The organism is Cellulomonas sp. NS3, assembly GCF_024757985.1.
In the GTDB taxonomy this organism is placed as follows: Bacteria; Actinomycetota; Actinomycetes; order Actinomycetales; family Cellulomonadaceae; genus Cellulomonas_A.
In genome coordinates this window covers 876,197-894,004 of sequence record NZ_CP103289.1, presented here as the reverse complement: position 1 = coordinate 894,004, position 17,808 = coordinate 876,197, and the positions used below count along the sequence as shown (strand labels likewise).

Annotated in this window: 16 protein-coding genes; 2 read left to right on the top strand and 14 right to left on the bottom strand. The window is 74.0% G+C overall.

The genetic code is table 11. From position 1 onward, the window contains the following. Nucleotides 1-99 precede the first annotated feature (99 nt). On the bottom strand, nucleotides 100-1,059 hold the full coding sequence (locus NXY84_RS04225; RefSeq protein ID WP_258725916.1) for a hypothetical protein: 960 nt from the start codon (nucleotides 1,057-1,059) through the stop codon (nucleotides 100-102). Between the two features lie 178 nt (nucleotides 1,060-1,237). Here NXY84_RS04225 and NXY84_RS04220 point away from each other — a divergent pair, with 178 nt between their 5' ends. Beyond that, the gene (locus tag NXY84_RS04220) at nucleotides 1,238-2,395 is read left to right on the top strand and encodes a hypothetical protein (protein WP_258725915.1); all 1,158 of its coding nucleotides are present in this window, start codon (nucleotides 1,238-1,240) and stop codon (nucleotides 2,393-2,395) included. A gap of 132 nt (nucleotides 2,396-2,527) precedes the next feature. Here NXY84_RS04220 and NXY84_RS04215 read toward each other — a convergent pair whose 3' ends face one another. From NXY84_RS04215 to NXY84_RS04180, 8 genes are all read right to left on the bottom strand, one after another. Further along, a complete protein-coding gene (locus tag NXY84_RS04215; RefSeq protein WP_258725914.1) occupies nucleotides 2,528-3,631 on the bottom strand; it encodes a sugar kinase in 1,104 nt (367 codons plus the stop codon). A gap of 137 nt (nucleotides 3,632-3,768) precedes the next feature. Then, nucleotides 3,769-4,398 (bottom strand): bifunctional 4-hydroxy-2-oxoglutarate aldolase/2-dehydro-3-deoxy-phosphogluconate aldolase, encoded by a 630-nt coding sequence (eda, locus tag NXY84_RS04210; RefSeq protein ID WP_258725913.1) that lies wholly within the window; start codon nucleotides 4,396-4,398, stop codon nucleotides 3,769-3,771. Nucleotides 4,399-4,531: 133 nt separating this feature from the next. Then, nucleotides 4,532-5,338 carry an SDR family oxidoreductase gene (locus NXY84_RS04205; RefSeq protein WP_258725912.1) on the bottom strand — a complete coding sequence of 269 codons (807 nt, stop codon included), beginning with the start codon at nucleotides 5,336-5,338 and terminating at the stop codon, nucleotides 4,532-4,534. A 39-nt stretch (nucleotides 5,339-5,377) separates the two neighbouring features. Next, complete coding sequence (locus NXY84_RS04200) at nucleotides 5,378-6,211, bottom strand: IclR family transcriptional regulator (RefSeq protein WP_258725911.1); 834 nt, start codon at nucleotides 6,209-6,211, stop codon at nucleotides 5,378-5,380. A 28-nt stretch (nucleotides 6,212-6,239) separates the two neighbouring features. After that, a complete protein-coding gene (gene kduI / locus NXY84_RS04195) occupies nucleotides 6,240-7,079 on the bottom strand; it encodes a 5-dehydro-4-deoxy-D-glucuronate isomerase (RefSeq protein WP_258725910.1) in 840 nt (279 codons plus the stop codon). A gap of 85 nt (nucleotides 7,080-7,164) precedes the next feature. Next, nucleotides 7,165-8,472, bottom strand: coding sequence for a TRAP transporter large permease (locus tag NXY84_RS04190; RefSeq protein WP_258725909.1), 1,308 nt, complete (start codon nucleotides 8,470-8,472; stop codon nucleotides 7,165-7,167). Further along, complete coding sequence (locus tag NXY84_RS04185; protein ID WP_258725908.1) at nucleotides 8,469-9,071, bottom strand: TRAP transporter small permease; 603 nt, start codon at nucleotides 9,069-9,071, stop codon at nucleotides 8,469-8,471. Before NXY84_RS04185 ends, NXY84_RS04190 begins: the two co-directional genes overlap by 4 nt. Nucleotides 9,072-9,110: 39 nt before the next feature. Then, a complete protein-coding gene (locus NXY84_RS04180) occupies nucleotides 9,111-10,151 on the bottom strand; it encodes a TRAP transporter substrate-binding protein (RefSeq protein WP_258725907.1) in 1,041 nt (346 codons plus the stop codon). A 290-nt stretch (nucleotides 10,152-10,441) separates the two neighbouring features. On the opposite strand from NXY84_RS04180, the gene NXY84_RS04175 reads away from it, so the two are divergent. Further along, on the top strand, nucleotides 10,442-11,395 hold the full coding sequence (locus NXY84_RS04175) for a DUF4862 family protein (protein ID WP_258725906.1): 954 nt from the start codon (nucleotides 10,442-10,444) through the stop codon (nucleotides 11,393-11,395). A gap of 109 nt (nucleotides 11,396-11,504) precedes the next feature. Here NXY84_RS04175 and NXY84_RS04170 read toward each other — a convergent pair whose 3' ends face one another. The 5 genes from NXY84_RS04170 to NXY84_RS21835 all read right to left on the bottom strand — a co-directional run bounded on the left by NXY84_RS04170 (nucleotide 11,505) and on the right by NXY84_RS21835 (nucleotide 17,804). Then, complete coding sequence (locus tag NXY84_RS04170; protein WP_258725905.1) at nucleotides 11,505-12,152, bottom strand: response regulator; 648 nt, start codon at nucleotides 12,150-12,152, stop codon at nucleotides 11,505-11,507. Beyond that, entirely contained in the window at nucleotides 12,149-13,501 is a 1,353-nt protein-coding gene (locus tag NXY84_RS04165) for a sensor histidine kinase (RefSeq protein WP_258725904.1), read from the bottom strand. The genes NXY84_RS04170 and NXY84_RS04165 overlap by 4 nt, the downstream gene beginning before the upstream one ends. Before the next feature lie 129 nt (nucleotides 13,502-13,630). After that, nucleotides 13,631-14,431 (bottom strand): IclR family transcriptional regulator, encoded by an 801-nt coding sequence (locus NXY84_RS04160; protein WP_258725903.1) that lies wholly within the window; start codon nucleotides 14,429-14,431, stop codon nucleotides 13,631-13,633. A 252-nt stretch (nucleotides 14,432-14,683) separates the two neighbouring features. After that, a complete protein-coding gene (locus NXY84_RS04155) occupies nucleotides 14,684-17,269 on the bottom strand; it encodes an ATP-dependent Clp protease ATP-binding subunit (RefSeq protein ID WP_258725902.1) in 2,586 nt (861 codons plus the stop codon). 208 nt (nucleotides 17,270-17,477) lie between these two features. After that, nucleotides 17,478-17,804 (bottom strand): NUDIX hydrolase, encoded by a 327-nt coding sequence (locus NXY84_RS21835; RefSeq protein WP_396126368.1) that lies wholly within the window; start codon nucleotides 17,802-17,804, stop codon nucleotides 17,478-17,480. Nucleotides 17,805-17,808: the final 4 nt, after the last annotated feature.

Below are 17,808 nucleotides of genomic sequence, written 5' to 3'. Positions count from 1 at the left end.
GGTCGGAGGCGATCAGCGACACGGCGGCGGGTCGCCGGCGGACGACCGGCGGCACCGTGGCCGCCGCACGCGGGGCGGGGCAACGGCGAGCGGCGCGGGTCAGGACGCGGGCCACCCGCACGCGAGCCCGACGAACTCGTGCACGAGCCCGCGCAGCGCGCTGTCCGCCGTGACGTGGAAGACCGGCTGCGCGACACCGTCGACGCGCGCGTGCACGCCGAACGCCGTGCCGCGCTTGTCCTCCGCGACGGCGTGCGGGTCGCACCGCGCGGGCACGATCTCGAGGCCGACGGTGCGGGCGCCGTCGGGGGCGGTCGACAGGGCCGCGGGCCACTGCGGCCCGCCCGCCGCCGGGTCGAGCAGGACCGTCCGGTCGACGGCGTCGACCACGACCTCGGGGCCGCCGGCGCGCGGCTCGAGCGTGAGCTCGACCGTCCCGACCCACCGCCCGTCGGGCTCCTGGCGCGTCACGAGCCGCGGACCCAGCGCGAGCGTCGCTCCCTCCGCGACCGCGACCGCGGCGCAGTCCTCGCCGTGGATGCGCGCCAGGTGCCCGTTGGGGTCCTCGGGGGTCGCCTCCAGCGTCCCGCGCCGGCCGGCCCCGTCGGCGACCTCGAGCCGGACCGTCGCCCCGGCGGCTCCCGCCCCGTCGGCCGGACCCGCGTCGCACACCGGGGCGCCGAGCGCGACCGACACGTCCCGCCGCGTCCCCGCGGGAGCGCGCCGCCCGTCCTCGCTCACCGCGACCCCCTCGACCGTCGGGCTCGTGAGCCGGGCCTCGACGACCTCGAGGTCGGTCGTCCCGTCGTTGTGCACCGCGACCTGCACGACGCGTGCTGCCCGGTCCGTGCGGCTCTGGCGCACCTCGAGGCGCAGCGCGCCCAGGACGTCGGGCGGGAGCGGCGCGGAGGCGGCCGTCGACGACGGGGACGCCGCGGTCGGGCGTGCGGGCGACGCGTCGTCGGGCACCGCGCACGTGGTCGTCGCGGCCAGGGCCAGGCCGGCGAGCAGCGCGCGCACGCACCTGCCACGGAGCCCGGACGTGCCGCGTCGACGCATCCCGACATGGTGGCGCACGCGGCGGCGGGACGGAACGGGCGGGCGCCGTCCCGCGCACCCCGGACCGACCCGCGTATCAGCACCGCGGCGCGCGCGTCCTCCCCCACAGGACCGTCACCGCACGGTCCGCCCGGGCCGTCACCGCACGGCCCGGCGACGTCCACCCGAGGGGGTCCACGTGGAGCGACGACTGCGTCCGGGCGCGTCGCTGCGGAGCGGGCAGGCGCTCGCCTCGGCGAACGGGCGCGCGCTCCTGACGATGCAGGCCGACGGGAACCTGGTGCTGTACGAGTACTTCGCGAGCGGCCGGCGCGCGCACCTGTGGGACAGCGCGACCGCGGGCAGCCCGGGTGCCGTCGCGCAGCTGCAGGAGGACGGCGACCTCGTGGTGCGCCGCCCCGACGGCTACGTGCTGTGGGACTCGGGGACGGCGGGCACGGGGGGCACGGGGGGCACGGGGGGCACGGAGCTCGTCGTGCTCGACGACGGCGACCTGGTGCTCGAGCGGCCCGACGGGCGCCGCGTCTGGGCGTCGGGGACCCGGCTCGGGTACGCGTGCGTCGGCTTCCGGCCCGAGCGCGACGGCTTCGCGTTCCCGGACGCGTTCGCGGGCGTGGTCGCGACCCTGCCCGGCGTCGGGGACGTCGCGGTGTGCGGGCTGTGCGGCGGCATGGCGTTCGCGGCGCTCGACCACTGGTACGCGGGCGTGCCCGTGCCGGCCGCGGAGCCGTCGGCGCCCGTGCCCGACGACGTGCCGCCCGACGGCCACCCGCTCACCGAGTACCTGCGCGCGCGCACCGACGACTCGTTCGGGGTGCCGTCGGCCGCGCGGTTCGCCGAGTGGTCGGCCCACCCGGACCACGCGACGTGGCTCTACGCGGGGGTCGAGCGCTGGTGCACCGAGGACGAGCTGCCGCGCCTCGTCGAGGAGCTGCGGGCGGGGCGCCCGGTGCCGCTCGGCCTCGTGCGGGCCCGCTCGCTCGCGGGGGCCGGCGAGAACCACCAGGTCGTGGCATACGGGTTCGAGCACGACCGGGCGACCGGGCGGACGACGGTGCTGGTCCACGACAGCGCAGCGCCGGGCGTCGAGGTGCGCCTCACGTCCGAGCGCGACGAGGTCGGCTGGACGTCCTCGTGCGGCGGGCGCTGGCGCGGGTTCTTCGTGCAGGACTACACGCCGCGCACGCCGCCGACGCCCCCCGGTCCGGCCGGCGCGGACCGGGGGGACCGGGCGGACGGCGGACGGCGGCTCGGCACGCCGCGCTCGTCCGGCGCCGACGCACCCGGGGCCGCGCAGGGGCATCGGCACGAGGTCGCGGGCGCCGGCACGCGCTGAGCCGGCCGTCGCCGCGGACGGTACCGACGCACGCGACGGACGCGACGGACGCACGACGGCCCCCGGGTGCACCGCACACCCGGGGGCCGTCGTGCTGCGCGGGACCGGTATCGGCACCGGTCCCGCGGCCGGTCAGCGGTCGACGCGTGCGCTGCCGCCGCCGGCGAGCTTGAGCACCTCCGTCTTGGTGACCATCGTGGTGTCACCCGGCGTGGTCATCGCGAGGGCCCCGTGCGCCGCGCCGTACTCGACGGCGGTCTGCAGCGGCTGCCCGTCGAGCAGGCCGTAGATGAGGCCCGACGCGAACGAGTCGCCGCCGCCGACGCGGTCGAGGATCTCGAGGCGCTCGCGGTGCGTGGCCTGCACGACGCCGGTGGCCTTGGACCAGGCGATCGCGCCCCAGTCGTTGACCGTCGCGGACCGCACGGTGCGCAGCGTCGTGCCGATCACCGAGAAGTTCGGGTAGGTCGCCGCGGCCTTCTCGATCATCGCCGTGAACGAGTCGAGCTCGAGCTCGGAGAGGTTCTCGTCGACGCCCTCGACCTCGAAGCCGAGGCTCGCGGTGAAGTCCTCCTCGTTGCCGATCATCACGTCGATGGACGGCGCGATGGCCCGGTTGACCTCCTGGGCCTTGGCCTGGCCGCCGATCGCCTTCCACAGGCTCGGGCGGTAGTTGAGGTCGTAGGAGACGACGGTGCCGTGGCGCTTGGCCGCGGTGACCGCCTCGATCACGGTCTCGGCCGCCGACTCGCTGAGGGCCGCGAAGATGCCGCCGGTGTGCAGCCACCGCGCGCCGAGCGTGCCGAACAGGTGGTCCCAGTCGACGTCGCCGGGCTTGAGCTGGCTCGCGGCGGTGTGCCCGCGGTCGCTCACGCCGACCGCGCCGCGCACGCCGAACCCGCGCTCGGTGAAGTTGAGGCCGTTGCGCACGCTGCGCCCGATGCCGTCGTACGGCACCCAGCGGATGTGCTCGGTGTCGAGCCCGCCGGTGAGGACGAGGTCCTCGACGAGCCGGCCGATCTCGTTGTCGGCGAGCGCGGTGACGATCGCGCCGCGCAGCCCGAACGCGCGGCGCAGGCCGCGGGCGACGTTGTACTCGCCACCGCCCTCCCACGCGCGGAACTGGCGGGCGGTGCGGATGCGGCCCTCGCCGGGGTCGAGCCGCAGCATGACCTCGCCGAGGGAGACGATGTCGTAGCGGCACTCGGACGCGGGGCGGATCTGGAGCTCGGTCATCGGGGCTTCCTCGTCGGGCGGTCGGGCGGGTAGGGGGTGCTGCGGGTGCGCCGCGGCGCGGTTCGGCGACGGGTCGCCGGGACCGTGCGCCGCCGGACCCGCGGTCGGGTCGTCGGGCGCCGGGGGGCGCCGGCGCGTCAGGCGCCGCGCGCGGCGAGCGCGACGGCGGCGGCCGTGAGCTCGGTGATGCCGGCGGTGTCGCGCGCGCGGATCTTGTCGCGCGGGACCATCCACGAGCCGCCGACCGCCGCGACGGACGGCAGCGCGAGGTACTCGTGCAGGTTCGTGGGGCTCACGCCGCCCGTGGGCACGAACTGCACGCCGCCGAACGGGGCGGCGAGCGCCGCGATGGCGGGGGCGCCGCCCGAGGTGCCGGCCGGGAAGAACTTCACCGTCGTGAGCCCGAGCTCGAGCGCGGCCTGGATCTCGGTCGCGGTGACCGCCCCCGGCAGGGCGAGGATCCCGTGCTCGTGGCAGCGCTCGACGACCGCGCGGCTCGTGCCGGGCGAGACGACGTAGCCCGCGCCGGCGGCGACGGCCTGGTCGACCTGCTCGACGGTGAGCACCGTGCCGGCGCCCACGAGCACGTCGCCGCGGTCGGCGAGGACGCGGATGGCGTCGGCTGCGGCGGCGGTGCGGAACGTCACCTCGGCGACGGGGAGGCCGCCGGCGACGAGCGCGTCACCGAGCGCCGCGGCGTCGGCGGCGTCGTCGAGCACCACCACGGGGACGAGGCGGGCCGCGGCGAGGGCTGACAAGGTGTCCATCGGTCGTCCGTTTCGCTAGGCGCAATGGGCGTGTCGTTGTGTGAAATGACTGTCGCACACCAAGGCGGTGCGGCTCAACCCCCGGGGACGTCCGGGGCGCGGGTGGCGCCCGCCGCGCCGGCCCGCGGCCGCGTCAGCGCGCGAGCCAGCCGCCGTCGACGGGCAGGATCGCGCCGTTGACGTAGTCCGCCGCGTGCGAGCACAGGAACAGCACCGCACCCGCGATGTCCGAGGCCAGCGCCCAGCGCCCCGCCGGGATGCGGCTGAGGATCTCGTCGCTGCGCGCCCGGTCCTGGCGCAGGTCGTGGGTGTTGGCGGTCGCCACGTACCCGGGCGCGACGGCGTTGACGTTGACGCCCGACTCGGCCCACTCGTTCGCGAGCGCGCGCGTCAGCCCGGCGATGCCCGACTTCGACGACGTGTAGCCGGGCACGTTGATCCCGCCCTGGAAGCTCAGCATCGAGGCGGTGTTCACGATCTTGCCGGAGCCGCGGGCGACCATCGTGCGGCCCACCTCGCGCGACAGGACGAACGCCGAGCGCAGGTTCACGTCGAGCACGTGGTCGAAGTCCTCGTCGGAGTGCACCGCGGCGGGGGTCCGGCGGATCGTCCCGCCGTTGTTCACGAGGATGTCGACGTCCCGCGCCGCGAGGTCCGCCGCGAGGGCCGTGACCTGCGCGCGGTCCGAGAAGTCCGCCTGCAGCGGGACGAAGGTGCGCCCGAGCCCTTCGACGACCGAGCGCACGTCGCTCTCGCCGGGCGGCAGGTCGTGGCTCACGCCGATGACGTCCGCACCCGCCGAGGCCAGCGCCTCGGCGATCGCGAGGCCGATCCCCCGGCTCGCGCCGGTCACCACCGCGGTCCTGCCCGACAGCCCGAACAGGCTCTCGGCGTACGCGGCGGTGCTGTGCGGGACGGCGGGGCTGGTGGCGGTGCTCATGTCGGCTCTCCTGGTGAGGGTGGCGAGCCGACCGGAGGGTCAGCCCGTGTGACCGAGTGCCGCGGAGATGCGCTCCGCGGTCGCGACGGCCAAGGGGGCCATCGCCTCGATCTGGTCGATGCTGTGCTCGAGCGTCAGCGTCGAGATGCTGAGCCCGTAGGTGATGCTGTGCGTGGTGTCCCGGATGGGCGCGGCGACGCAGGCGACGCCCGGGACGTTCTCCTCGCGGTCCATCGCGTAGCCGAGCCGCCGGATCTCGGCGACCTCGGCCCGCAGCTCCTCGAGGGTCGTGATGGTGTGCGGGGTGCGGCGCGGGAGGCCGACGCGCTCGACGAAGCGCTCGAGCCCCTGGTCGGTGAAGCCGCTGAGCACGGCCTTGCCGATCCCCGAGGTGTGCAGCGGGATCGCCAGGCCGACGCGCGACGGCATGAGGTACGGCTTGTCGGAGTCCGCGCGGACCAGGTAGACGATCTCGTCGCCGTTCTTGGCCCCCACGTGCACCGTGCAGTGCGTCCGCTCGACGAGCTCGTCGACGAACGGCTGCGCGATCGCTGCGATGTCGATGCGAGCCATCGCCTGCCCCGCGAGCGACAGGATCTTGGGTCCCGGCAGGTAGGTGCCGTCCGCGGCGAGCGAGACGAACTGCCGGTCGATGAGCGTCGCGAGGATCCGGTGCGTCGTGGCCTTCGCGAGCCCGGTCGCCTCGACGACGTCCGTGAACCGGCCGTGCGCCATCGCCGCCTCGAGCACGAGCAGGGTCTTCTCGCTCGCCCCCAGCACGGGGGCGACGGGCGCGACCGGCGGCACGGGCACGTCACCCGGCGGCTGGTCCCCTCGTCGAGTGCCTGGTGCGGGCGTCGAGTCGGTGACCATGTCCGTCTGCCTGTTCGGTCGGTGCGCGTCAGCGCATGTCGGTGATGGGATGCCCATCCATGTCGTCGAACGCCTGATTCTCGCCTGCCATGGCCCACACGAACGAGTAGCTGGCGGTCCCGACCCCGGAGTGCACCGACCAGCTCGGGGAGATCACCGCCTCCTGGTTGCCGACGAGCAGGTGGCGCGTCTCGTCGGGCAGGCCCAGGAGGTGCACCACGCGCGCGTCCGCCGGCAGGTCGAAGTAGAGGTACGCCTCGGTCCGGCGGTCGTGCGTGTGCGCCGGCATCGTGTTCCACATGCTGCCCGGGTGCAGCTGCGTGACCCCCATGACGACCTGGCAGCTGCGCACGCCGTTCTCGTGGATGTACTGCGTGAGCGTGCGCCGGTTCGACGTGAGCGGGTCGCCGAGCTCACGCACGGTGCCCTCCCCCGCGGCGACGAACGTCGTCGGGTAGGCGGTGTGCGCGGGCGCCGAGGCGACGTAGAACCGCGCGGGGCCCGCCTCGCCGGCGGCGTCGGTCGACGCGAACGTGACCTTCTCGGCGCCGCGGCCGACGTACAGGCACGAGCCGTGCCCGGCGTCGTACGTGGTGCCGTCCACGGTGATCGTGCCCGGTCCGCCGACGTTGACGATCCCGGCCTCGCGGCGGGCGAAGAACTGCTCGCTGCGGATCTCGGGGGCGCCGACGAGATCGAGCGGTGCGTCGGTCGGGACCGCGCCGGCGAGCACCATCCGGTCGTGGTGCGTGAGGACCGAGCGGACCTCGCCGGCCACGAACAGGTCGGGGACGAGGTACCGGCTGCGCAGCCCGGCGGTGTCGAGGCCGGGGACCTGGTCGGGGCTGGTGGCGTAGCGCTGTTCCATGGAGTGCCTTTCACGGTGTCTGGGTGGTCCAGCAGGGTCGCGGGCGGCCGACGGGGGCGGCGCGGACCGCCCCCGTCGCGCCGCGTCAGAGGAGGCCGAAGAGCCCGGGCAGCCACAGGGACAGCTGCGGCACGAACGTCACGAGGAAGAGCACCGCGACGAGCGTCAGGAAGAACGGCATGAGCCGGACGATGACGGCCTCGACCCGCACCTCGGACACCTGGGCGCCCACGAACAGCACCGGGGCCGACGGTGGAGAGATCACCGCGATGCACAGGTTGAAGGTCATCATGATCCCGAAGTGCACCGGGTGGATCCCGTAGCTCACGGCGATCGGCAGGAAGATCGGCGTGAAGATGAGGATCGCGGGCGTCGCGTCCAGCGGGATCCCGATGACGAGCAGGATCAGCATCATGATCAGCAGGACGACGACCTTGGAGTCGGTGAACCCGAACAGCGCGTCGGCGATGAGCTGCGGCATGCGCGTGAAGCTCATGACGAACGACATGATCGACGAGACGCCGATGAGGAAGATCACGACCGAGCTGGTGCGCGCCGCCGAGTAGAGGATGCGCGGCAGGTCGCGCAGCCCGATCGCCCGGTAGAGGAACGACAGCAGCAGCGAGTACACGACCGCGATCGCCGAGCCCTCGGTCGGGGTGAACAGCCCGCCGATGATGCCGCCGATCACGACGACCACGAGGGTGAGCGAGGGCAGGGCCTGGACGAAGACACGGCCGATCTCCGCGAGGCTCGCCCGGACCGGGGCCCGCAGCTCGCGGTGCCCCCGGGCGTAGAACCACACGGCCGCCATGCACGCCGCACCCCAGAGGATGCCGGGGACGTAGCCGGCGAGGAACAGCGCGCCCACCGACGTCCCGCCGCTCGCCAGGGCGTAGACGATCATGAGGTTGCTCGGCGGGATGAGCATGCCGCTCGGCGCCGAGGCCACGTTCGTCGCCGCCGTGAACGCCCGGTCGTACCCCTCGCGGGCCTGCATCGGCGCCATCGTGGTGCCGACCGCCGCAGCCGCCGCGATCGCGGACCCGCTGACGGAGCCGAACAGCATGTTCGCCAGGACGTTCGTCTGCGCGAGCGGCGCGGGCGTCCGCCCGACCAGCACCTTCGCGAGGTTGATCAGCCGGGTCGCGATCCCGCCGTTGTTCATGATCCCGCCCGCCAGGACGAAGAACGGGATCGCGAGCAGCGCGAACGAGTTGACGCCCTGGAACATCCGCTGCGCGGACGTCGAGGCGCCGTTCTCGAGACCGAGCACGAGGATCATCGAGACGGCCGACGGGAGCCCGATGCTGATGCTGATGGGCGCGCCGATCAGCATCAGCACCACCATCCCGCCGACGAGGACCAGGGCCACCAGCCCGACGTCGGTCACAGCTCGACCCCGTCCTCGGGCGCGATCGTCTGGACGCCCGCGTACCGCGGGGAGAGCGTCTGGACGAGGTGCAGAAGCAGGTAGAACGTGACCAGCACCCCGGCGACCGGGACCGCGAGGTACAGCACCCCCGCGGAGACCGGCAGCACCGGGTTGGCCTGATTCCAGTTCTGCATCGCGTTCGCCCACCCGCCCCACACCATGACGAGGAGCGCGAAGCTCAGCGTGGCGAGGTACGCGACGATCTCGAGCACCCGCTGCGCGGCGAGCGGCGCCTTCTGGACGAAGTAGTCGATCGCCACGTCCGCCTTCTCGCCGGTCGCGATCGAGATGCCGATGAGGCTGAGCCAGATGAACACGTAGCGCGCGGCCTCCTCGGTCCACACGCTCGGCTCCGACAGGACGAGCCGCGTGAGCACCTGCCACGTCACGAGCACGACGAGCAGCGCGAAGAGCGTCACGCAGACGGCCCGCAGGAACGTGTCGAGCACCGCGGTGTACGGCGAGGAGGGTGGTCCCGCCGCGGGTGCGGGCCGCACGGGCTCGTCAGGGGGTGGGGGTGCGCCGGGGGACGGCGGCGTGCCGGGGGTGGAGGTCATCGTCGGTCTGGTCCTTCACGGGTCGGGTGGGGGCGGCGCTCACTCGGCGGCGGCGCGGACCTTCGCGTGGATGTCACGGATGAAGTCGTTGTCGAGCTTCGACTCGGTCAGCGGCGCGATCACGTCCGCGAACGCGTCCGCGTCGACCTCGTTGAACTTCGCGCCGTCGGCCTCGGCCATCTCCTTGGCGACCTCGATCTCGGTCTCCCAGAGCTCGCCCTCCTCCTCGACGGCGGCGGCGAGCTCCTCCTCGAAGATCTCGCGGACGTCCTCGGGCAGGGCGTCCAGGACCTTGGGGTTGGTGAGCAGGTAGTCGGGGAGCATGAGGTGCTTCGTGTAGCTGAAGTAGGGCGCGACCTCGGAGTGCTTGACGTTCGCGTAGGTCAGCTCGTTGTTCTCCGCGCCGTCGATCACTCCGGACTGGATCGCGGTGTACACCTCGCCCATCCCCATGGGGGTGCCGGTGCCGCCCATGAGCCGCATCATCTCGATGTTCGTGTCGGACTCGATGACGCGGACCTTCATGCCCTCGAGGTCGGCGGGCGTCTCGATCGGGCCCGTCGCGTTGTACATCGAGCGCACGCCGCCGTGGAACGAGGCGAGGACGTGCAGCCCCTCGCCGTCGAGCGAGGAGTAGAGCTCGTCGACGATCTCCGGGTCGTTCGTCGTGGTGCGCTGGTGCTCCTGCGAGTCGAACGTGAACGGCAGGTTGAAGACCACGAAGTCCGGGTTGTAGTTCTCGAGCAGCGGGCTCGCGACGATGGTGAACTCGATCGCGCCCGACTGGACGAGCTCGATGGTCTCCTTCTGCGCGCCGAGGGTCTCGTTGGGGAAGACCTCGATGTCGTACGCGCCGTCGGTGCGCTCCTTGATGCGGTCGCCCATCGCGTCGAGGGCCCGGAACTGCGGGTGGTTGGGCTGTTGGTTGAACGCGAGCTTGAAGGTCGTCGTGGCTCCGCCGGCCGAGCCCGCGTCCTCGCTCGGACCCGCTGCCGCGGACCCGCCCTCGGTGCTGCAGGCGGCCAGAGCGAGCACGGCGCCGATCGCGGTGGTGACGGAAACGACGGTGTTTCGCCTCATCGTGAGCTCCTTGTCGGCCCACGCTCGGTGGGCTCTCGTGCGCTCCGTAAGGAACGCCTGGGGGGTGCCGGCGCGGCGTCGGTGCTGCGGCAGCGGTGTTGCGCTGGTCTCGACCTCGGTGTCAGACTTCCGTGGAACTCAGTTCCACAGTGCGGAACCGTAGCCGGACGATCCGGTCCGGTCAACCGTCCAGGGCAGCGGGCCACGGGCCGCGCTCCCGGGCCGGCGCACGCCCCCACGACGCCTCGCACCACGCCCGGCACCGGAGCCGGCACACCGACGGAGGACGCATGACCACGTTCGAGAACCTGTTCCTGTCCGGCTACATCGCGGCGCCGGCCGACCCCGCGCAGGAGGACGCGTTCTTCGACGCGCTCGCCGACCTCGGCCTCGGCGGGCTCGAGCTCGCCGTCGCACCGGAGGGGACGCGGACTCTCGACCCGTCCTGGATCGCCCGGCACGTGCTGCCGACCTGGGACCTGGTCCTGTCGCTCGTGCCGACGATGATGGTGCGGCTCGGCACCGAGCCGGCCTACGGCCTGGCCTCCGCGGACGAGACCCAGCGCCGGCGGGCGCTCGCGGACGTCGCCCGCGCGCGCGACCTCGCGACGACGCTCGCGCAGGCCGACGGCCGCCGCCGGGTCGGCGCGATCGAGATCCACACCGCGCCCGGCCCCGTGCACGGGTCCCGCGAGGCGTTCAGCCGCTCGCTCGACGAGGTCCTCACCTGGGACCTCGCCGGCGCCGAGCTGCTCGTGGAGCACTGCGACGCGCACGTGCCCGGGCAGAGCGCCGCCAAGGGGTTCTTCACGCTCGACGACGAGCTCGCGACCGTCCGGTCCTACGGGCTCGCGCCCGACGTCCTCGGCATGGCCGTCAACTGGGGCCGCTCCGCGATCGAGGGCCGCGACCCCGCGCTCGCCGTCGAGCACACGCAGGCCGTCGCCGACGCGGGCCTGCTGCGCGTGCTCGCCCTGTCCGGCGCGACGGACGTCGAGTCGGCCTGGGGCGCCCCCTGGGCCGACACCCACATCCCCTCCCGGGGCGACGCGCCGGCGCTCGAGGCGTCCTCGGTGTCGCTGCTCGGGCCCGACGAGATCGCGGCGACGCTCAAGGCCGCCGGCGACGTCCCGCGGGTCGGGCTCAAGGCCGCCGTCCGGCCCGTCGACGCCGACGTCGCCACCCGGGTCGCCGTCGTGGCCGCGACCCTGCAGCAGATCGCGGAGGCCCGCGCCGCGGTGTGACCGCCGACCCGGCCCGACCCCTCCCTGACGGCCCCGCGACGCCACTACGGAGCGCCTGCCCGCCCGGGCTCGACCGGGGTCGGGCCCGGGCCGCCAGGGCGCGGGAGGTTCAGGCGCCGACGAGCCCCGACTCGTACGCGGCGATCACGAGCTGGACCCGGTCCCGGCAGCGGAGCTTGCGCAGGGCCTCCGAGACGTGCGACTTGACCGTCGCCTCGGTGATCCAGAGCTCGGCGGCGATCTCTGCGTTCGACAGCCCGCGGGCCACCGCGCGCAGGGTCTCGAGCTCGCGCGGCGTCAGGTCGTCGAGGCCCGGCACCGGCACCGGCTCGGGGGTCCGCGCCGTGACGTCGTGCACGAGCCGGCGCGTGACCGACGGACCGAGCAGCATCGAGCCGTCGGCGACCATGCGCACCGCCTCGACGAGCCGCTCGGCCGTGACGTCCTTGAGCAGGAACCCGCTCGCGCCCGCCCGCAGCGCGTCGTACACGTACTCGTCGAGGTCGAACGTCGTCAGGACGAGCACGCGCGTCGCGGGGTGCTCGGCGCTGATCCGGGCGGTCGCCGCGATCCCGTCGAGCACCGGCATGCGGATGTCGACCACCGCGACGTCGGGGGCGTGCCGGGCGACGAGGTCGAGCAGGACCCGGCCGTCGGGCGCGGCACCGACCACCTCGAGGTCGGGGGCGGCGCCGAGGATGGCCGCGAACCCCTGCAGGACGACGGGCTGGTCGTCGGCGACGACGACGCGCGTCACGCGGCCCCCTCCGCCTCGGCCGCGTCGGGCGTGGTGGCGCGGCCCGCGGACGACCCCGCGGGGCCGGCGGGCACGGCCTCGTGCGCGCCCGGCTCGCCGGACGTGACCTCGGGCCCGTCGCCGCTCGTGGCCGGTGCACCCGCGGGCACGGCGACGTCCAGCACGAACTCGCCGGCCACGACACCGGCGGACACCGTCCCGCCCAGGGCCTCGACGCGCTCGCGCATGCCGATCAGCCCGCGCCCCGTGGGACCCGCGGCGTCCGCCGGGTTCGTGAGCCGGAAGCGTGCGGTCCCCGCGTGCTGCGACCGCACGAGCGTCGTCGTCGTCCCCGGCGCGTGCCGGCGCGCGTTCGTCAGCCCCTCCTGGACCGCGCGGTACAGGACGTACCCGGGCCCCGCCGCGACGTCGTGCCACCGGCCCTCGACCGTCACCGGCTGACCCGCCGCGGCCGCGCTCGCCACGAGCTCGTCGACGTCGCACGCGGTCGGCTGCGGGGCACGCTCGCCCTCGGCGCCGGTGCGCTGCAGCACCACGAGCACCTGCCGCAGCTCCGTCAGCGCCTCGCGGGCGTCGACCGCGATCGCGGCGAGGAGCTCGCGCGCCTCGTCGTCGAGCCCGGGGTGCACGAACGGCGCCGACTCCGCGCGCACCGCGACGAGCGAGACGTGGTGCGCGACGACGTCGTGCAGGTCGCGTGCGAGCCGCGCCCGCTCCCCCGCGAGCGACTCGGTCTCGAGCGCCTGGCGCTGGGCGGCGCGCGCGTCCTCCTCACGCCGTCGCGACCGGCCGGCCGACCCGATCGCGGCCGACACCCCGACGACCCCGGCGACCGCGACGAGGTACATCACGAGCACCGGCGTCTCGTAGGCGGTGCTCGTCCCGGACGTCACGGGACCGATCGGCAGGAAGGCGGGGGTCTCGGTGCCGCAGTACGCGACCATCACGAGGCCTGCCGCGAGCGTGGGGACGACCGCGCGACGCAGGCCGTCGAGCGCCGCGAGGGCCGCCACGGCCAGCGTCCCGAGCCACCACCCCCACGCCCACCCGCCGAGCCACGGCAGCGCCACGAACGGCACGAGGGTCAGCGCGGTCGCGCCGACCGGGTACCGGCGCCCGAGCAGCACGCCAGCCACGACGACGACCGTGCTGACGACCGCGTACGTGCCCGCGAACGCGGGGGGCGCCGACGGCCGGCCCTCGAGCCCGACGAACCCGTAGGTGAGGTCGAGCGGCGTCGAGACGAGGACCCCCGTGACGAGGAGCGCGAGCGCCCAGGCAGGCAGCTGCTCCCGCCGGGACGTCGTCGGCCGCGGCGGAGCGGCGGCGGGGAGGGCTGCTGCGGTCATGGCGCCATCGTCGCGCAGCGCGGGGACGACGCACCTCAGCCGCGCGACGGAGACCGGCTCCTCCGCTCGTCGACCTCCGGCTCGCGACGTCGGGCTCGGCGGGCGGCGGCGGCCCGCGTCGGCGCCTCGCTACCGCTCGTCGTCGACGCGCGCGGGCGCCGGCAGCGCGACGCCCGCGGGCAGCAACGGCGGCAGCGTCGCGCGGATCTGCTCGTGCAGCCACCCGACCCGCTCCGGCGTCATGCGCTCCGCGGGTGCCGTGATGCTCACCGCGGCGATGGCGGTGCCCGAGCGCAGCAGCGGGACCGCGACGCAGCTGATGCCGGCCTCGTTCTCCTGCTCCTCGGTCGCGAACCCGCGTTCGCGCGCGCGCGCGAGCAGCGCGGCGGCCCCGTCCGGGTCGAGGTGGGCACGGTCCCCCGCGGCGCGCAGGTACCCGGCGAGCACCGCACCGTCGGCCCCGCGGTGGGACAGCAGCGCGCGGCCGAGCGCGGTCGTGATCGCCGGGCTGCGCCGCCCGACCGCCGACCACACCCGCAGCGGGCGCTCGGGCTCGACCTTGTCGAGGTAGACGACCTCCGACCCGCTCAGCACGCCGAGGTGCACGAGCTCGTCGGCCGCCGCGCACAGCGCGACCAGTGCGGGGCGCAGCAGCGCGGGCAGGTTCTCGTCGCTGAGGAAGTCGTCGCCGAGCTGCGTCGCCGCCGGTCCCAGCACGTACGCGCCGCTGACGGGGTCCTGCGTGACGAACCCGCGGAACCGCAGCGCCGCGAGGGCGCGGTGCACGGTGGTCTTGTTGAGGTCGAGCGACGACGCGAGCTCGGCGAGGGTCAGCCCGCGGGCCCCCGCCCGGGCGAGCGCCTGGAGCGCGAGCAGCGCACGGTCGACCGCCTCGACGGGCGAGCCGGCCTCACGTGCTGCGTCCGTCATCGCGCTCCGCCTCCTGTGCCCTGGACCGTCCGCCCGGTCCGCCGTCGGGCCGACGCTCGGCCGGCACCGACTCACGGTAGAGGACCACCGTGCCGGCCTCGGCACGCGCGCCAGTCGACACCCCGCGGGGCGGTGCCCCGGACGGACGCCGTGCCACCGGAGGGGACGCCGCCGGACGCGACGCGACCCGGGACCGCGATGCGGTCCCGGGTCGGGTCGGGTCGGTGGTGCTGTGCTGCTCAGCCCACCTGCTCAGCCGAGCTGCGTCTGCGGGCCCGCGCCGAGCTCACCGGGTCCGGCCGAGGGCGGCGCGGCCGGCAGGTCGATCCCCGAGTTGGGGGTCCCTACCGGGGCGCCGACCGGCACCGGGTCCTTCGTGAGCGACGTGCGCGGCTTCGGGATGAAGTGGAACTCCCCGAGGATGCCCTCGCCCTCCGCGTCGATGACGATCGTCTGGCCGGGCTTGATCTCGCCGAACAGGATCTTCTCCGACAGGACGTCCTCGATCTCCCGCTGGATCGCCCGGCGCAGCGGCCGCGCCCCGAGGACCGGGTCGTAGCCCTTCTCCGAGAGGAGCTTCTTCGCCGCGTCCGTGAGCTCGAGGCTCATGTCCTTGTCGCGCAGGCGGACGTCGAGCTTGGCGATCATCAGGTCGACGATCGCGAAGATCTCCGGCTGCGAGAGCTGCGGGAAGACGACCACGTCGTCGACGCGGTTGAGGAACTCAGGCCGGAAGTGCTGCTTCAGCTCGTCGTTGACCTTGCCCTTCATGCGCTCGTACGACGTCGACAGGTCCCCGCCGGCCTGGAAGCCGGTCTGCAGGCCCTTGGCGATGTCCCGGGTGCCGAGGTTCGTGGTCATGATGATGACGGTGTTCTTGAAGTCGACCACCCGGCCCTGCGAGTCGGTCAGGCGACCGTCCTCGAGGATCTGCAGCAGCGAGTTGAAGATGTCCGCGTGCGCCTTCTCGACCTCGTCGAACAGGACGACCGAGAACGGCTTGCGGCGCACCTTCTCCGTGAGCTGACCGCCCTCGTCGTACCCGACGTAGCCGGGGGGCGAGCCGAACAGCCGGGAGACGGTGTGCTTCTCCGAGAACTCCGACATGTCGAGCTGGATCAGCGCGTCCTCGTCCCCGAAGAGGAACTCGGCGAGCGCCTTGGCGAGCTCGGTCTTCCCGACGCCCGTGGGCCCCGCGAAGATGAACGACCCACCGGGACGCTTCGGGTCCTTGAGGCCCGCACGCGTGCGCCGGATCGCCTGCGAGAGCGCCTTGATCGCGGCCTCCTGGCCGACGACGCGCTTGTGCAGCTCGTCCTCCATGTGGAGCAGCCGGCTCGACTCCTCCTCGGTGAGCTTGAACACCGGGATGCCCGTGGCGAGCGCGAGGACCTCGGCGATCAGCTCCTCGTCGACCTCCGCGACCGCGTCGAGGTCGCCGGACTTCCAGGCCTTCTCCTTCTCGATCCGCTTGAGGCCGAGCTGCTTCTCGGCGTCACGCAGGCGAGCGGCCTTCTCGAAGTCCTGCTCGTCGATCGCGGACTCCTTGTCGCGGCGCGTCTCGGCGATCTGCTCGTCGAGCTCGCGCAGCTCCGGCGGAGCCGTCATGCGACGGATGCGCAGGCGGGCGCCAGCCTCGTCGACCAGGTCGATCGCCTTGTCGGGCAGGAACCGGTCGTTGACGTAGCGGTCCGCGAGCGTGGCCGCGGCGACGAGCGCACCGTCCGTGATCGAGACGCGGTGGTGCGCCTCGTACCGGTCGCGCAGGCCCTTGAGGATCTCGATGGCGTGCTTGAGGTTCGGCTCCGCGACCTGGATCGGCTGGAACCGGCGCTCGAGCGCGGCGTCCTTCTCGACGTACTTGCGGTACTCCTCGAGCGTCGTCGCACCGATCGTCTGGAGCTCGCCACGCGCCAGCATCGGCTTGAGGATGCTCGCGGCGTCGATCGCGCCCTCGGCGGCACCCGCACCCACGAGGGTGTGGATCTCGTCGATGAACAGGATGATGTCGCCGCGCGTGCGGATCTCCTTGAGGACCTTCTTCAGGCGCTCCTCGAAGTCACCGCGGTACCGGCTGCCGGCCACGAGCGCACCCAGGTCGAGCGTGTAGAGCTGCTTGTCCTTGAGCGTCTCAGGGACGTCGCCGCGCACGATGTCCTGGGCGAGGCCCTCGACGATCGCCGTCTTGCCGACGCCGGGCTCGCCGATCAGCACCGGGTTGTTCTTGGTGCGGCGGGACAGCACCTGCATGACCCGCTCGATCTCCTTCTCGCGCCCGATGACCGGGTCGAGCTTGCCGTCGCGCGCGGCCTGCGTGAGGTTGCGCCCGAACTGGTCGAGGACGGCGGAGCCGGACGGCTGACCCTCGGCGGGGCCGCCCGAGGCGACGGGCTCCTTGCCCTGGTAGCCGGACAGGAGCTGGATGACCTGCTGGCGCACGCGGTTGAGGTCGGCGCCGAGCTTGTTGAGGACCTGGGCGGCGACGCCCTCGCCCTCGCGGATCAGGCCGAGCAGGATGTGCTCGGTCCCGATGTAGTTGTGGCCGAGCTGCAGCGCCTCGCGCAGGGACAGCTCGAGCACCTTCTTGGCGCGCGGGGTGAAGGGGATGTGACCGGACGGGGCCTGCTGGCCCTCCCCGATGATCTCCTGCACCTGGGCGCGGACGGCGTCCAGCGAGATGCCGAGCGACTCCAGCGCCTTGGCGGCGACGCCCTCACCCTCGTGGATCAGCCCCAGGAGGATGTGCTCGGTCCCGATGTAGTTGTGGTTGAGCATCCGCGCCTCTTCCTGGGCGAGGACGACCACGCGGCGGGCTCGGTCCGTGAATCTCTCGAACATGTGCACACTCCTCACGAGCAGCGCTCGTCCCGGCTGAGCGCCCGGGACAGGTCGGCGTTGTTCGACTGTAACGGGGTGACCCCCCGCCTACTGCCCGTGTTCGCCGCAGGCGTGACGCGGCCACCCGCGCGCCCAGGAGCGCAGCGCGCGCACGGGTGGCGGGGCCGCGGAGCCACGGGTCGGACGGGTCGCGCGTGGAGGCTCGCGGTCAGCGGCCGCGGTACGGGACGGCGCGCGTGCTGCCGACCGCCGCGCCGTCGAGCAGCCCGGCCATCGCGAGCCCGCGGTCCACGAGCCGGACCCGGTCCAGCGCGGGCACCTCGGCGAGCCGGAACCAGCGGGCGGCGTCCGTCGTCCCGCCCACCTCGGCCCGCAGCTCCCCGCCCGTGACCCGCGCGCGGTAGACGACGCGGATGGCGTGCGCGTCGACGGCGGGCTGCACGATCCGCTCCGCCGCCGGGACGACGACCGAGTCGATCCCGAGCAGCCCCTCGAGCTCGGCGGTGTAGCCGGTCTCCTCGAGGATCTCGCGCACCGCG

Coding starts and splice junctions, on each gene's coding strand:
- NXY84_RS04225 (WP_258725916.1), bottom strand. CDS start 1,059: ATGCGTCGACGCGGCACGTCCGGGCTCCGTGGCAGGTGCGTGCGCGCG.
- NXY84_RS04215 (WP_258725914.1), bottom strand. CDS start 3,631: ATGACCGAGCTCCAGATCCGCCCCGCGTCCGAGTGCCGCTACGACATC.
- eda (WP_258725913.1), bottom strand. CDS start 4,398: ATGGACACCTTGTCAGCCCTCGCCGCGGCCCGCCTCGTCCCCGTGGTG.
- NXY84_RS04205 (WP_258725912.1), bottom strand. CDS start 5,338: ATGAGCACCGCCACCAGCCCCGCCGTCCCGCACAGCACCGCCGCGTAC.
- NXY84_RS04200 (WP_258725911.1), bottom strand. CDS start 6,211: ATGGTCACCGACTCGACGCCCGCACCAGGCACTCGACGAGGGGACCAG.
- kduI (WP_258725910.1), bottom strand. CDS start 7,079: ATGGAACAGCGCTACGCCACCAGCCCCGACCAGGTCCCCGGCCTCGAC.
- NXY84_RS04185 (WP_258725908.1), bottom strand. CDS start 9,071: ATGACCTCCACCCCCGGCACGCCGCCGTCCCCCGGCGCACCCCCACCC.
- NXY84_RS04180 (WP_258725907.1), bottom strand. CDS start 10,151: ATGAGGCGAAACACCGTCGTTTCCGTCACCACCGCGATCGGCGCCGTG.
- NXY84_RS04175 (WP_258725906.1), top strand. CDS start 10,442: ATGACCACGTTCGAGAACCTGTTCCTGTCCGGCTACATCGCGGCGCCG.
- NXY84_RS04165 (WP_258725904.1), bottom strand. CDS start 13,501: ATGACCGCAGCAGCCCTCCCCGCCGCCGCTCCGCCGCGGCCGACGACG.
- NXY84_RS04160 (WP_258725903.1), bottom strand. CDS start 14,431: ATGACGGACGCAGCACGTGAGGCCGGCTCGCCCGTCGAGGCGGTCGAC.
- NXY84_RS04155 (WP_258725902.1), bottom strand. CDS start 17,269: ATGTTCGAGAGATTCACGGACCGAGCCCGCCGCGTGGTCGTCCTCGCC.